This is a genomic window from Mesorhizobium erdmanii, from assembly GCF_013170725.1.
Lineage (GTDB): Bacteria > Pseudomonadota > Alphaproteobacteria > Rhizobiales > Rhizobiaceae > Mesorhizobium > Mesorhizobium erdmanii.
In genome coordinates this window covers 4,644,727-4,658,630 of record NZ_CP033361.1, presented here as the reverse complement: position 1 = coordinate 4,658,630, position 13,904 = coordinate 4,644,727, and the positions used below count along the sequence as shown (strand labels likewise).

At 62.9% G+C, this 13,904-nt stretch carries 13 protein-coding genes; 5 read left to right on the top strand and 8 right to left on the bottom strand.

The genetic code is table 11. The features are described from left to right. The 6 genes from EB233_RS22690 to EB233_RS22665 all read right to left on the bottom strand — a co-directional run bounded on the left by EB233_RS22690 (position 1) and on the right by EB233_RS22665 (position 6,518). A complete protein-coding gene (locus tag EB233_RS22690) occupies positions 1-441 on the bottom strand; it encodes a TadE/TadG family type IV pilus assembly protein (RefSeq protein WP_064992177.1) in 441 nt (146 codons plus the stop codon). Further along, positions 438-1,043: a TadE/TadG family type IV pilus assembly protein gene (locus EB233_RS22685; protein WP_051355460.1), complete on the bottom strand. Its 606-nt coding sequence runs from the start codon at positions 1,041-1,043 to the stop codon at positions 438-440. The genes EB233_RS22690 and EB233_RS22685 overlap by 4 nt, the downstream gene beginning before the upstream one ends. Further along, positions 1,040-3,046 (bottom strand): pilus assembly protein TadG-related protein, encoded by a 2,007-nt coding sequence (locus EB233_RS22680; protein ID WP_244277828.1) that lies wholly within the window; start codon positions 3,044-3,046, stop codon positions 1,040-1,042. Before EB233_RS22680 ends, EB233_RS22685 begins: the two co-directional genes overlap by 4 nt. Before the next feature lie 405 nt (positions 3,047-3,451). Beyond that, a complete protein-coding gene (groL, locus tag EB233_RS22675) occupies positions 3,452-5,107 on the bottom strand; it encodes a chaperonin GroEL (RefSeq protein WP_064992178.1) in 1,656 nt (551 codons plus the stop codon). Between the two features lie 62 nt (positions 5,108-5,169). Continuing rightward, positions 5,170-5,466 carry a co-chaperone GroES gene (groES, locus tag EB233_RS22670; RefSeq protein ID WP_006203049.1) on the bottom strand — a complete coding sequence of 99 codons (297 nt, stop codon included), beginning with the start codon at positions 5,464-5,466 and terminating at the stop codon, positions 5,170-5,172. A gap of 251 nt (positions 5,467-5,717) precedes the next feature. Next, positions 5,718-6,518, bottom strand: a complete 801-nt coding sequence (locus tag EB233_RS22665) for a class I SAM-dependent methyltransferase (protein ID WP_064992179.1) — start codon at positions 6,516-6,518, stop codon at positions 5,718-5,720. A 71-nt stretch (positions 6,519-6,589) separates the two neighbouring features. On the opposite strand from EB233_RS22665, the gene EB233_RS22660 reads away from it, so the two are divergent. Beyond that, positions 6,590-7,441 (top strand): hypothetical protein, encoded by an 852-nt coding sequence (locus EB233_RS22660; protein WP_064992180.1) that lies wholly within the window; start codon positions 6,590-6,592, stop codon positions 7,439-7,441. 65 nt (positions 7,442-7,506) lie between these two features. On the opposite strand, the gene EB233_RS22655 is transcribed toward EB233_RS22660, so the two are convergent. Beyond that, on the bottom strand, positions 7,507-8,133 hold the full coding sequence (locus EB233_RS22655) for a TetR/AcrR family transcriptional regulator (protein ID WP_064992321.1): 627 nt from the start codon (positions 8,131-8,133) through the stop codon (positions 7,507-7,509). 125 nt (positions 8,134-8,258) lie between these two features. Here EB233_RS22655 and EB233_RS22650 point away from each other — a divergent pair, with 125 nt between their 5' ends. The 4 genes from EB233_RS22650 (at position 8,259) to EB233_RS22635 (ending at position 12,997) form a co-directional block, all read left to right on the top strand. After that, a complete protein-coding gene (locus tag EB233_RS22650; protein WP_064992181.1) occupies positions 8,259-9,443 on the top strand; it encodes an MFS transporter in 1,185 nt (394 codons plus the stop codon). A 57-nt stretch (positions 9,444-9,500) separates the two neighbouring features. Beyond that, positions 9,501-10,799 (top strand): D-arabinono-1,4-lactone oxidase, encoded by a 1,299-nt coding sequence (locus EB233_RS22645; RefSeq protein ID WP_064992182.1) that lies wholly within the window; start codon positions 9,501-9,503, stop codon positions 10,797-10,799. Beyond that, positions 10,796-11,941 (top strand): DSD1 family PLP-dependent enzyme, encoded by a 1,146-nt coding sequence (locus EB233_RS22640; protein WP_064992183.1) that lies wholly within the window; start codon positions 10,796-10,798, stop codon positions 11,939-11,941. The genes EB233_RS22645 and EB233_RS22640 overlap by 4 nt, the downstream gene beginning before the upstream one ends. A gap of 120 nt (positions 11,942-12,061) precedes the next feature. Continuing rightward, a complete protein-coding gene (locus EB233_RS22635) occupies positions 12,062-12,997 on the top strand; it encodes a bifunctional helix-turn-helix transcriptional regulator/GNAT family N-acetyltransferase (protein ID WP_064992184.1) in 936 nt (311 codons plus the stop codon). Positions 12,998-13,032: 35 nt separating this feature from the next. Here the strand turns inward: EB233_RS22635 and EB233_RS22630 are convergent, their stop codons facing one another. After that, entirely contained in the window at positions 13,033-13,866 is an 834-nt protein-coding gene (locus tag EB233_RS22630) for an AraC family transcriptional regulator (protein WP_064992185.1), read from the bottom strand. Between the last annotated feature and the right edge of the window lie 38 nt (positions 13,867-13,904).

Below are 13,904 nucleotides of genomic sequence, written 5' to 3'. Positions count from 1 at the left end.
TCAGGCGCCCTGGTTCGGGAAGCAAGCCTTGGCGCTGAGGTTCGGGCCATTCGCCAGCGACGTCAGGAACGCAGGCAGCACCGTCGTGAAGGTGTAGGAAACCTGGACGCTGGAAAAGCCGGAGAGGCCCGAGCATGTGGTATTGTTGCTGACGGTGATGTTGGCGTTGCTCAGCACAATGCCGTCGGTTGCCGCCCTGTTGCTGATGTAGCTGATCGTGGCGGCGGCGCTGTAGACGCCGTTCTGCGTGCATCCGGTCTGCAGCACGCCGGCGCAACGCGCTCCTGCATCGGCGATTTCATTTAGCACATGCTGGGCCCAGTACATGCGGCCGAACTCGAACGTGCCCATTAGCACCAACAGCAACGGCACCGACAGCAGCGCGAACTCGACCGCGTTGGCGCCGGACCTGTCGCTCAGGAAGGATCGGCAACGGCTCATTGCGGCTGCACCACCGCCTGGACGGTGATGTTGCCGTTGCTGACGATGCCGAAACCGCCAAAGATCGGCGTATAGGGCTTGCTGGCGATGATCGTCACGAATTTTCCAGCTATGCCGCCGGCGCTGCAGATGCTGCCGCATGTCACCGGGGTGCTCCAGGCCACGGCCCCGGAACTGCCTGGGCAGTAGCAGAGGTCGGCATTGGCGGCCGTGCCGCTTTGCGTGGCCGTGGATGTGGTGGCGTTGTACGAAAGCGACGCACCGTTGTTGATGGTGACCTGGATGTTGCCGCCATTGCTGCCCAGGCCGCTGGTGACCACGGTCGCTATGTTGCTGGCCAGCGCGCTGCCGCCGGAGGAATTTACCTTGTCGCCATTGAGCAGCGCATAGTTCGAACCGGCCGAGACCGCCGAGCTCAGTTCGAATTTGGCCTTCAGCGAGCCGCCTATGTCGGCGGTTCCGGCCAGGATGAGCAGCAGCACGGGGCTGACCAGGGCGAACTCGACCGCCGACACGCCGGCTTTCTGGTGCCGCAGGAAGTCCGTGAACCGAGAATGCACGCTGTTGGGCAGGCTGCGACCGAGACGGAACGGCTTTCTCATTGCACGAGACTCACCTTGCTGCTGGCACTGGTGCTCGAGGCGGCGATGCACTCCGACCCGGCCGCGGTGCCGCCCGACAGCGTGATGCGCGAGCCGATCATCTGCAGGCACTTGGTCGTGTCGGTCTTCGATCCCAGCACGCTCGAGCCGCCATTCATGATGATCGGGCCGTAGGGAAAGTAGAATGCGCCCGATATCTGCGCGTTGGCGCCGCCTTCGGCGAAGGTCGCGCCGCCGGTGTTGGAACTGCCGGTGGGGCCGATTACCGCCAGCTTCGCCGTTGCTCCCGACTGCGGTGCGGTGAGGACTATATTGCTGTAGCCGGCGGCGACACAAAAGACATAGCCATTGCAACTTCCCGAACTGGATTTGGCCTTGCCTGACAGCACCAGCGTCACATTGGCGCCGCTGACGCTGATCGTGCTGCCATTGCAGTTGGCACTGCCGCCGCCATTGCCGCCAAGCGCGAAATAGCCATCCACGGTGTAGACGCCGGCGCCGAGCAGGATGGCGCCCGAGCCGATGAAGTTGCCTTCGATGTCGTGCTGGGCCGCGGCCGGCACGACAAAGCAACTGCCGCCGCCGCCACCATTCACATTGCCGACCACCTGGAAAACGCTGCTGGCGCCGGTCGCATCCGCCATGATCGTCTGCGAGCCGCCGCCGAGCGTGATGGCGTCGCCATTGCTGCCGGGGCCGATCTTGTAGGAATTGGTTGTACCCGAGCCGAAGGTGAGCGAACCGCTGGTGTTGGTATAGCCGCCTGGGAGCTCGAAAATGCTCGGTCCGCCAAAGGTCAAGGTGGCGTTGTTGCAGATGCTGACCTGTCCCGAGCCGCTGCAGGCAGTATCGCTCATTCCGATCTTGAAGGTTCCCGCTCCGAAGGTCGTGGTGCCATAGCCGGTGGTCAGCCCCTTGGCGAACTTGAACGTGCCGGCGCCAAAGGTAGTTGTTCCGGTGGTGGTTACCTGCTTGCCGAAATTGTACGTGCCGGCCCCGAAAGTGGTGGTTCCAGCCGTGGTGAGGGTCTTGGCGAAATTGTAGGTGCCTGGCCCAAAATTGGTGGTGGCACTGGTGGTGAGGTCGCCGGCGAAATTGTAGACGGTTGTTGCCGCGCCGCTGGTGGCAAAGTTGAGATTGATGCCGCCGCCGATGGTGACGGTGCCCAGGTTAACCGTGGTTTTGTTGCCGCAGTCCAGCGTCCAGGTCGATGACGACGATGCCCAACTGGCGGTGCAGCCGAGCGCGTTCGCCTGGCCTTGGGTGGGGCCCGTGTTCCAGCCGAAGTCGATGTTGTTGCCGTTGGGAGTGCTTGGGGCTGTTGGAGCGACAGTTGTCGAAAGCGCGGCCACGGCGGCAAAGCGAGCCACGGCCGCCGCGACCGCGGCATTGCCGGCCAGTGGGTCGGGGGTCGATTTCTTGGTGATCACCGCCGCCGCTCCGCCTGGCCCGGTGATGCCGTTGCACGGCTGGCTCGGGGCCGCGGCGGAATTGTAGTTGACGCCGATCGCTGAAATGCTGGTGCCGCATGGGACGGTCACCGTGTTGTTGGAAGAGACAGTGCATTTCGGCGCCGAGATCGAGGCACCGCCGCTCAGCGTCACACCGGTCTGGGTGCCGTCGAGCGCAAGCATGCATCCCGGCGTCTGGGCTTGCGCGCCAACCTCGGCCACCGAATTGGCATAGATCTGCAATTGCTGGCGGTCGTTGAGGACGCGCGCCAGGAACAGGGTCCGATAAGTGTTGATCGACACCGAAACCGCGTTGACGCCGGTCGTCTTGGGGGAGGCGACCAGGCCGACCTGGACATTGGCTGCTGGGACGCCGTTCAGCACCGCGACGCTGACGGCGGTGGCGGTCATCTGGTCGGTGGATTTGTTCACGTTATAGGCGAGGGCGCCCGCATAGGCTGAGAGGTCGGCAACGCGCTGATTGTCGGCTCGCTCGACCAGCCCCGCGCCATATTCGGTCACCAGGGCGGCCATGCCGATTAGGACCGGCATCACTAAAGCCGAGATGATCAGCACGTTGCCGTCGCGGCTCCGCAAAAATCGCCGGAAAAACTGCATCGATGGTTACCTGACACTCCGCACGCCGGAGCAACATCGCCTCGCTCCCATCCTTTAGTAATCATGAATGTGTTAAAAAATATTGTCCGACAAATTTCGCGGCGTCGCCAAGGTGCAACCGAAGCTACTGATTTTGCAGGGAAATTGCACAGGAAACGAACATTCCTACGAAGGCGGGATCTCAGTGCGATTTGATAGCGCGGATCGTGAAAAAGGCGCCGTCGTTTCAGGAATGCCGGCGAAGGGAGTCTCCACCATGGCTCGCTCTCTGTAATGGCCAACGAAAAAGGGCGGCATCGCTGCCGCCCTTTCCGTACCTGAAGGCTGCTGGAAGCTGGATTAGAAATCCATGCCGCCCATGCCGCCCATGCCGCCGCCGCCCATGCCGCCGGGCATGCCGCCGCCAGCCGACTCCTTCTTCGGAGCCTCCGCGATCATGGCTTCGGTCGTGACGAGCAGGCCGGCGACCGAGGCCGCGTCCTGGAGAGCCGTGCGCACGACCTTGACCGGGTCGACGATGCCCATGGCGATCATGTCGCCATATTCGCCCGACTGGGCGTTGTAGCCGAAGGTCGCGCCCTTGTTCTCAAGGATCTTGCCGGCAACGATCGAAGCTTCCGCACCGGCGTTTGCCGCGATCTGGCGGGCCGGAGCCTGCAGCGCGCGACGAACGATGTTGATGCCGGCAGCCTGGTCGGCATTGGCGCCGGTGGCCTTGATGTTGGCCGAAGCGCGCAGCAGGGCCACGCCACCGCCTGCAACGATGCCTTCTTCCACGGCCGCGCGGGTCGCGTTGAGGGCGTCATCGACGCGATCCTTCTTTTCCTTGACTTCGATTTCCGTCGCACCGCCGACGCGGATCACCGCAACGCCGCCTGCCAGCTTGGCGAGACGTTCCTGCAGCTTTTCCTTGTCGTAGTCCGACGTGGTCTCTTCGATCTGCTGCTTGATCTGGGCAACGCGGCCCTGGATCTCGGCCTTCTTGCCGGCGCCGTCGACGATGGTGGTGTTCTCCTTGGAGATCGACACCTTCTTGGCGCGGCCGAGCATGTTGAGGCCGACGTTTTCGAGCTTGATGCCGAGGTCTTCCGAGATGACCTGGCCACCGGTCAGGATGGCGATGTCTTCCAGCATGGCCTTGCGGCGATCACCGAAGCCCGGCGCCTTGACGGCGGCGATCTTCAGGCCACCACGCAGCTTGTTGACGACCAGCGTGGCCAGAGCCTCGCCTTCGACGTCTTCCGAGATGATGAGCAGCGGCTTCGATGTCTGCACGACGGCTTCGAGAACCGGCAGCATCGCCTGCAGGTTGGAGAGCTTCTTCTCGTGGAGCAGGATGTAGGCGTCCTCGAGATCGGCAACCATCTTGTCGGCGTTGGTGACGAAGTAGGGCGAGAGGTAGCCGCGGTCGAACTGCATGCCTTCGACGACTTCGAGTTCGGTCTCGGCGGTCTTGGCTTCCTCGACGGTGATGACGCCTTCGTTGCCGACCTTCTGCATCGCTTCCGCGATCATCTTGCCGACCGACTCGTCGCCATTGGCCGAGATCGTGCCGACCTGGGCAACTTCCTCGGAGGTCTTGATCTTCTTGGCAGCCTTGCCGAGAGCCGAGACGACTTCGGTGACGGCCAGATCGATGCCGCGCTTCAGGTCCATCGGGTTCATGCCGGCGGCAACCGCCTTGTGGCCTTCCTGAACGATCGACTGCGCCAGAACGGTCGCGGTCGTGGTGCCGTCGCCGGCGATGTCGTTGGTCTTCGAAGCAACTTCGCGGACCATCTGCGCGCCCATGTTCTCGAACTTGTCCTCAAGCTCGATTTCCTTGGCGACGGTGACGCCGTCCTTGGTGATGCGCGGGGCGCCGAACGACTTGTCGATGACGACGTTGCGGCCCTTGGGGCCGAGGGTCACCTTCACCGCGTCGGCGAGGATGTTGACGCCGCGCAGCATGCGCTCGCGGGCATCACGGGAGAATTTTACGTCTTTGGCAGCCATTTTTAAGCTCCTGGCAGGGGCTTGGGGTAAGCCCGAAATTCAGTTGACGGTGAGGCCGATAATCAGCCGATGATGCCCATGATGTCGGATTCCTTCATGATCAGAAGGTCTTCGCCATTGAGCTTGACTTCGGTGCCCGACCACTTGCCGAACAGGATGCGGTCGCCAGCCTTGACGTCCAGGGGCACCAGCTTGCCAGCTTCGTCGCGGGCGCCGGAGCCGACGGCGATGATTTCGCCTTCCTGCGGCTTTTCCTTCGCCGTATCCGGGATGATGATCCCGCCGGCGGTCTTGGATTCGGATTCGACCCGGCGAACGACCACGCGGTCATGAAGCGGGCGGAACTTCGACTTTGCCATTTTTTCTTCCTCGAATGAGAACGGTGAGAAACAGTTCCTCCGTCCGGCGAAGCCGGACAACCTACAACGTCCGGCGGCGCCGGAGCTGTGGTTAGCACTCACCAAGGACGAGTGCTAACGTGGCGCTGAAATAGGCCGCCGGCCTCAGAGAGTCAAGGTGCGAGAAGACTGCGATGCGCGCGAATTTTTTCTCCTGCCCCACGATTTCAGAAAACGTGGGTTGCGCCAGCCTCGGCTTGAACAGCGTCCTGCTATCTTCGGCGTCTTGGCGCCCTCAGCACCAACAGCGGGCATCGCTCGGCAAGTCCATAGCCCCCGGTTGAAGCGATGCGGACATCACCAAAGAAGGCTTCCGCCTCGCTCACCAGTGTAGGCGCCGGCGTGAAGCTGTAGATGGCCGGCGAGTTCCGATAGACATCGATGGTGCCGATGACGGGCAGGTCCCAGCCCGTGCGAGCCGAAAGCTCTTCGCGGTCAGGAAACAAAGCATCGAACCGTTCCGCGATCGTTCTGACCGGAATGGCATGGTCGGGCGCATCGCCCGTCGCGGTCATGGCGACGCGCCATTTGAGTTCGTGGAAGGTCGAGACACCGCCCGATAGCGCAAACGCCCGCACCTCCGCCGGATCGTCCGGTGTTTCCGGACCGGCAAAGAGACGCAGCCCCGCGCGGCCGTCGGTGCGCAGTACGCCGGCGATTGCCGCAAACAGTGCTTTACGCTCGGTTGAAAGGCCGAGCGCCGACAGGCAGCCGTCGCCGATCACCGCATCGACGCTTGTGTTTGGTATCGGCAAGTCGAGCCAGTGGCCGTTGATTGCCTTTCGCAACGCAGTGTCGCCTGGCCAGATACCGGCGATCATGGCGGACGATTCGTCGACGGCCGTCATGGTGGCCCCGAGACCGGCGAGTTCGGGCGTCACGCCAAGCAGAACGACGTGCGCGTTCGAAAGGTTGAGCTCACGCTCATAGGTCTCAACCGCTTCCGCCGGCGGCCTCAACGGTGGTCCGAGCAACTGCCAGTGCCCTCGAATGGCATTCCAATGGTCGGTCATCCACAGCCCCCAAGCCGGCATTGTATTAGAAGCTATAATCGAGGACGCTAATGAGACCAAGCGGGGGGCGCATGACACGCATCGCAGTTATTACTCATGAGTTCGACAGGTTCGAACGCTGGCGCGGCCCGCTATTTCGCCGCGGCAGTTCCTATATGCTTTTCGGTTTGCTGGAGGAATTGAAGCGACGCGGTCATTCCGTCCGCATCATCCCCGGCACGTCGGCAAAGCCGGAAGCCGATATCGCGGTGCTGCACGTCGATGCGACCGTGACGCCACCCGAATATGTCGAATACGCCCGCGCTTTTCCCTTCTGCCTGAACATCGGGGCTGCCGACATCTCCAAGCGACGCGTTAGTGGCGCTGTGATCGGCAAGGATGACGACTGGCAAGGGCCGGTCATCGTCAAGAGCAATCTCAACAATCTCGGGATGCGTGAGCAGGCGCTCAACCGGCGATCGCTGCGTGCCGGAAAGCCGAAGCCGTTTCCCGACGTCGAGACTATGGAAGGTTATAGCGTCTATGCATCTCTTTCAGATGTTGCGCCGGCGATCTTCGACCGCAGCGATCTCGTCGTCGAAAGATTCATTCCAGAGCCGGAGTCGGACGGCTTCGGCGCTCGCTTCTGGATATTCTGCGGCGAGCGCGAGCGCTGCACCCGCCATGTCTCGCCGCAGAGCCTCGTCAAGGGCGACGACACGATCCGCCGTGAGCCAGTACCGGTTCCCGAGGAGCTTCGCGCGCTGAGGCGCCAGCTCGGCTTTGACTACGGAAAATTCGATTTCGTCATGCATGAGGGCAGGGCGGTGCTGCTGGATGCCAACAAGACCCCCGGTGGCGCCCGCAATCTTTCTGCGTTTCTCGCTGCCGGCAATGCCAATCTTGCCGACGGCTTCGAAGGCCTTATCCGACAGGTCGCATAGCGCGTTCTGATACTCTCGCCAGCCGACATCTCTCATTCGGCGCAGCTCGCTCACGATAGCCAGGGCTACAAAAACAGCCGCAATTGGGTGTGGATGATCGACCGGTAGTCCTCGATGGTCTTGCGGCTCTCGGCCTCGCCCTCGGCAAGCGCCAGGCGCACCACGCTGCCGGCGAGCTGGAAGATCAGCAGAACCATGCGTTCGAATTGCTCGTGCTTGTGCGGTTCCAGCAAGGCGATGACATGGTCGCAGAACATCCTGGCCTGGCGCCGGGTTTCCGCGATGTCGAGATTCTTGAGCGCCTTGTCGGCCTGGATGGCGTTCTGCAGATCCTGGATGGCCGGATCGCCGGCGACGCGGCTGTGGTAGTCGTCGAGCAGCCGGTCGGCAGCGGCGATGACGTCCTTGGCTTCGCGGACATCGGCAATGATAGCGGTCAATCGCGCACGGCTGACTTCCGAAAACCGCTCATAGAGCATCGCCAGGATCGCCGACTTGTTGGGGAAGTAATGATAGACGGTGGCGATCGGCCCGCCGGCCAGCATGCCGACCTCCTTCATGGTGACGGCATCGATGCCTTTCTCGCCGATCAGCCGCATGGTCGTCGACAGGATCGCGTCGATGCGCTCACGGCTGCGCTCCTGCTTGGGCCTGCGCCTCGGCTCAGTTGCTGTCCGCCTTGCTTCCGTCATGCACCGGTCTTTCGCACGAGCCGCCAAATTGTCGTTGACAAAAAATATGATCAAGTATCAGTTTCTGAAATGCTGACAGGTTGTCAGCTTTTTTGGCGCACGGCAAGGGACGTTGGGAGGCGGCTTTGGCATCTGGTGACGCGCATGCCGGAAGCGGCGATTGGCTGGTCGGCAATCCGACCGGCGGACAGCTTGCCTCCGCCTTGTGGATCGGATCGGTCGGTCTGCTCATTCTGGGGCTCCAGCCCGTCCTGCTCGGCGCGCTTTACACCGAGGGCCATGTCAGCGGTGATGAACTGGCCCTGGTCGCCACCGCCGAGATGATCGCGATTGCCATCGGCTCGGCGATCGTTGCCATGCTGCTGTCGGCCCGCAACATGCGCTGGAAAAGCGCGATCCTCCTGGTCCTGCTGGCGCTGGCAAATGTCTGGACGACCTATGCCGCCGGCGCCAACGCATTGATGGCGGCTCGCGCCCTGGCTGGGCTTGCCGAAGGCGGCCTTGTCGCGGTCGCCACCGAACTGATCGCCCGTTCGCGGCGCGCCGAACGCATCGGTGGTTTTTTCGTCACCATGCAGACGCTGGCGCAATGCGCGCTTGCGCTGCTGCTGGCGCTCTATGTCATCCCTGCGGCCGGATCGGCTGGCGGCTTCCTCATTCTTGCGGTCGTCTGCGTCCTTTCGCTCGTGGTCGCCTTCATCGTTCCCGCTGATTACGCCAACCTGCCCAAGGAAGAAAACCTAGCCAATGTGCTGACGGTTCCTTCGGTTACCGCGCTGTTGTGCGTCTTCTGCTACTTCATGTTCTTCGGCTCGGTCTGGGCGTTCCTGGAGCCGCTTGGCGCCCAGTTCGGCATCGATGGCCGCACCGTCGGGCTTATTGTCTCGGCCAGCCTCGCAGTGCAGGTCATGGGCGCGATGACGGCGACCGCGTTCGAGGCACGCATCGACTACCGCCTTGCCATCGCGGTCATTGGCACCGTCGCTCTTGTCGCTTCGCTGGTGCTCGCCAGCGGACCAGGGCTCTCGACGTTCTCGGTTACCGCGCTGATCATGGGGTTTATTCTCCTGTTCATCGTGCCCTACCAGATCCGGCTGGCGATAACGGCGGACGACACCCGCACTGCCGTACTCCTGGTGCCGGCCGCGCAACTCTTTGGCCTGGCGATCGGACCGGTCGCCGCATCGCTGCTCATCGACGGCAAGGATTTTCGCCCGGTGCCGGAATTCGCTGCCGCCAGCGCTAGCGCCAGCGTGCTGCTGCTCGGTCTGTTCGTTCTCGTCGCGCGGCGCCGCCGCGCCAGACCGTGATTCCGAAGTGGAAGCCGGTTTCCAGAAGAAATCATGGTCGAGCTTAGCGGAGGTAACATGTCCAACTGGAGCAACTGGTCCGGCTATGTCACCGCCCAGCCACGGCTGATCGCCAGCCCCGCCGATGCCGGCGAGCTCGGTGAACTCATTCGTACCGCGCCAGGCCCGGTGCGCGTCGCCGGCGCCGGTCACTCCTTCACCCCGCTGGTGAAATCGCAAGGCACCATCCTGTCCCTTGAGCGACTGGAAGGGCTGGTCTCGCATGACGCGCAAAAGCATCAGGCCCGCGTGCGGGCAGGCACGCGGCTTGGTTCGCTCATGCATATCCTGCAGGGCATCGGCCAGGGCCTGCCCAATATGGGCGACATCGACCGCCAGGCGATAGGCGGCGCACTGGGAACCGCCACCCATGGCTCTGGGCCGACGCTCGGCGCCTATCACACGCAATTGGAGACGGTGCAGATCGTCGACGGGCTAGGCAAGGTTCGCGAATTCACCAAGGCGGGAGACCAGGACACGATCCACGCCATCGGCGTCGCGCTCGGTGCCTTCGGTATCTTGAGCGAAGTGACGCTGAACAACATCGCGACCTACCGGCTGCGCCGCCGCAAATGGGTGCTGCCGATCGCCGACATGCTGCGTGACTTCGAAAAGATGATGACTGCGCACCGCTCGGCCGAGTTCTACTACATCCCGTTTTCCGGCTATGCGCAGTTCATCGCCAGCGACTTCAGCACCGAGGCGACCACTCCGCGCCCGACCGAGGATGACGAGGGCTCCTTGCGCACGCTGCGCCGGTTGCGCACCGGGCTTGCCTGGCTGCCATCGCTGCGCCGCCGGCTGATCCTCGGTGCGGTCGCGAAGGTGCCTGCCGAGGATTATGTGCAGGACTGGCTCAATGTCTATGCCAGCGACCGCCAGACCAAATTCAATGAGATGGAATATCACCTTCCGTTCGAGGAAGGGCCGAAGGCGCTGGCCGAGATCATCGAACTGACCGAAAAGCGCTTCCCCGAAGTCTATTTCCCCATGGAGGTGCGCAGCGTCGCGCCTGATCGGTTCTGGCTGTCGCCATTCTACAACAGGCCGACCTGTTCGATCGCCATCCACCATGATGCGGCGAGCGATCCGCTGCCGTTCATGCAGGCGGCCGAGCCGATCTTCCGCAGATATGGCGGCAGGCCGCATTGGGGCAAAATGCACAGCCTGAAGGCGGCGGATTTGAAGAAGCTCTATCCGCGCTGGGATGACGCCATGGCCGTGCGCCGCGACATCGACCCGCGGAACCGCTTCGTCTCGCCCTACATGGCCGGCCTGTTCGGCATCGAACCCAATCCCTCGGGCACCGAACGATGAGCGCTTATTTCGCAATGCTGTCGGATGCGCTGAGCCAAGCCGGCATCTTCCAACCTTGCTTGCTCCTCGACCGCGATCGGCTGGATGGCAACATGGCCTTGGTCAAGCAGAAGCTGGCGTTAGGCCTTGCCGTGCGGCTGGTCGACAAGTCGCTGCCTTGCGTGCCGTTGCTTTCACACATCGCCGGAGCGCTCGACACCAACCGTTTCATGACCTTCCATCCGCCGATCAGTGAGGCGGTGCTGAAAGCGTTTCCGGACGCGGATCTGCTTTACGGCAAACCGATGCCGGTCAGCGCGGCGAGGGCGGTGCTCATGAAGGGCGAAGCCCATTGGTCGCGCGTCTGCTGGCTGATCGACAGCGATGAAAGACTGGCGGAATATGGCGCTCTGGCCGCCGGACTCGATATCGAACTGCGCATCGCCTTCGAGATCGACGTTGGGCTGCATCGCGGCGGTTTTGCCCAACCGGAGGACTTGTCGCAGGCGTTGAAGATGCTGCCGGCCTATAAGAGGCTGCGCTGCGCAGGCGTCATGGCCTATGAGGCGCACGCGCCGCACATTCCCGACCTGTTTGGTGGGCCGGCCAAGGCGTTGGCGCAAGCCTCGGAACGGGCCGCCGCTTTCGTCGCGTGCCTGAATGCGCACCAGCGAGGCATTCTCAACATTGGCGGCAGCAAGACCGCGCTGCTTCATCACGGCGGCATGGCCAATGAAGTGTCGATGGGGTCGGCCTTCGTGCTGCCCGGTGATTTCGACACAGCTGGTCTCGAAGGTTTCCAGCCGGCGGCCTTCATCGCGACGCCGATCCTGAAAGTGGTCGAACCGATGCTGCCGGTTCCACCGGCCGTTACCCGTATGCTGCAGGCGCTCGGCCGGTTTCCCCGCAAGGGCTGCTATCTCTATGGCGGCAAATGGATGGCCGACCCCGCCTTTCCCGAGGGTATGAGGGCGAACGGCCTGCTCGGCCTCTCCTCCAACCAGCAATTCATGGGCTTGCCTGCCGATTGCGTGGCAAAGCCCGGTGATTATGCGTTTCTGCGACCGACGCAGAGCGAGGCCATGCTGCAGCAGTTCGGGCCGATAGCGGTGCTTTCCGGCGGCAAGATCGTCGATCGCTGGCCGGTCTTGCCGATGGGATGAGGATAGCCTGGCGCTGGTCATTGGCGTCGGCCCGTCGCGAAATCGTGTGGTGGACTACGGCATCATTTTATTGACTCAGTCAACTAAGTGATCGATCCTGCGGAGACAGGAGAGAATGCCATGACCGTCCACAATCACCCCGGCAAGGATCGCATCGACGCGGTGCGCGCCTTCAACCGTTTCTATACCCGCCAGATCGGTCTGCTCGACGAGGGGCTGCTGAAGAGCCCGTTCTCGCTGACCGAGGCTCGGGTGCTTTATGAGCTTGCCCATCGCGATGGGCTGGTCGCCAGCGACCTTGTACGCGATCTCGGTCTCGACCCCGGTTATGTCAGCCGTCTGTTGAAGAAATTCGAGGAGCGTGGCCTTGTCGAGCGCGCCGCCAGCGAGGCCGATGCGCGTCGCGCCTCGATTGCTCTGACGCCGACGGGCAGCGAGGCCTTCGCGCCGCTCAACCAGGATTCGCACGATCAGGTGCGGGCGCTGCTCGATCGCCTGGCGCCCGCCGACCAAGACCGGCTGGTCAAGGCCATGCGCACCGTGCAGGACCTGCTTGGCGACAAGCCGGAGACCAAGGCGCCTTACTTCCTGAGGCCGCTGCAGGTCGGCGACATCGGCTGGGTCACGCGCCGCCAGGGCATGCTCTATACGCAGGATTATGGCTGGGACGGAACCTATGAGGCGCTGGTCGCCGAAATCCTCGCGGCGTTCGTCAAATCCTTCGACCCGAAATGGGAGCGCAGCTGGATCGCCGAGCGCGATGGCGAGGTCGTCGGTTCGGTCTTCGTCGTGCGCAAGTCACCCGAGGTGGCGAAGCTCAGGCTGCTCTATGTCGAGCCTTCGGCGCGCGGCCTCGGCATCGGCAAGCGGCTGGTCGAGGAATGCATCGGCTTTGCCCGCGCGAAGGGTTACAAGACGCTGACCTTGTGGACCAACGACATCCTTGCCGCCGCCCGGCACATCTACCAGGCGGCCGGCTTCGAACTGATCGAGGAAGAGCCTCACCATTCCTTCGGCAAGGATCTGGTTGGCCAGACCTGGGATCTGAAGCTTTAGTCTTCCCTTCTTCCGCAGTGGGGAGGGAGACGCGTTCAGCCCTTCACCGGGATCCAGATCTCCAGCCCGCCATTGCCGCTGCGCGGATCGAATTCTGGGCCGTAGCGTTCGAAGTTCGGCGCGTCGGCTATCTCGTGGCCGGAGGCCGGCAGCCATTTGTTCCAGATCGTGTTGACGGTGCGGCGGATGGTGGAGATGTGCTCGCGATGCGCAAACACCGCATATTTCTGCGCCGGTATGCGCACAAAGCTGAATTCGTTGGGAAGATCGGAAAAGTCCGAAACCTCGACGCCGGCGATGTAGTCGAAATTGCCGGCATCGTCGCCGTTGGCGCAGACACCATAGGCGACGTCGCCGGTCTCGCCTGGAATGTTGCCGATATAGGGGCCGAAGCGCTGCCACTGCATCGGAATGGCGGCGCTGGTTTCGCAGCTGTAGCGCTCGCCCAGCCCCGCGACGAGGAAGGGTCGGGTGGTTTCGAAGCGCGGTGGTTCGAGATTGGCGAGAAGGGACTGGTCCATCAGAATTGGCTCCACGAGATCGAGTGTCTTTGTCGAGCCTTGCGCGCGCACCAGTTCCGGCGTGGTGCCGAACTGGTCGCGGAAGGCACGGGTGAAAGCCTCATGCGAGTTGTAGCCGGCCTCGAGCGCCACCGCGAGGATGTCGGGCGCGCCCCCGGCCAGCTTGCGAGCCGCTTCGCTCAAGCGGCGTGCCCGCATATAACCCATGACCGAGCGGCCGGTGGCGGCGCCGAAAGCCCGCGTCACATGGAAGCGCGAGACGCCGCTGCTTTGCGCGACATCGTCGAGCGAAATCGCATCTGGCAGATGGCTTTCAACGAACCACAGAGCTTTCTCGGTCGGGTTCATGGGTTCCTCGCATTTGGCTCCTCACTCTGGCGCCTCGT

Coding starts and splice junctions, on each gene's coding strand:
- EB233_RS22690 (WP_064992177.1), bottom strand. CDS start 441: ATGAGCCGTTGCCGATCCTTCCTGAGCGACAGGTCCGGCGCCAACGCG.
- EB233_RS22685 (WP_051355460.1), bottom strand. CDS start 1,043: ATGAGAAAGCCGTTCCGTCTCGGTCGCAGCCTGCCCAACAGCGTGCAT.
- EB233_RS22680 (WP_244277828.1), bottom strand. CDS start 3,046: ATGCCGGTCCTAATCGGCATGGCCGCCCTGGTGACCGAATATGGCGCG.
- groL (WP_064992178.1), bottom strand. CDS start 5,107: ATGGCTGCCAAAGACGTAAAATTCTCCCGTGATGCCCGCGAGCGCATG.
- groES (WP_006203049.1), bottom strand. CDS start 5,466: ATGGCAAAGTCGAAGTTCCGCCCGCTTCATGACCGCGTGGTCGTTCGC.
- EB233_RS22665 (WP_064992179.1), bottom strand. CDS start 6,518: ATGACCGACCATTGGAATGCCATTCGAGGGCACTGGCAGTTGCTCGGA.
- EB233_RS22660 (WP_064992180.1), top strand. CDS start 6,590: ATGACACGCATCGCAGTTATTACTCATGAGTTCGACAGGTTCGAACGC.
- EB233_RS22655 (WP_064992321.1), bottom strand. CDS start 8,133: ATGACGGAAGCAAGGCGGACAGCAACTGAGCCGAGGCGCAGGCCCAAG.
- EB233_RS22645 (WP_064992182.1), top strand. CDS start 9,501: ATGTCCAACTGGAGCAACTGGTCCGGCTATGTCACCGCCCAGCCACGG.
- EB233_RS22640 (WP_064992183.1), top strand. CDS start 10,796: ATGAGCGCTTATTTCGCAATGCTGTCGGATGCGCTGAGCCAAGCCGGC.
- EB233_RS22635 (WP_064992184.1), top strand. CDS start 12,062: ATGACCGTCCACAATCACCCCGGCAAGGATCGCATCGACGCGGTGCGC.
- EB233_RS22630 (WP_064992185.1), bottom strand. CDS start 13,866: ATGAACCCGACCGAGAAAGCTCTGTGGTTCGTTGAAAGCCATCTGCCA.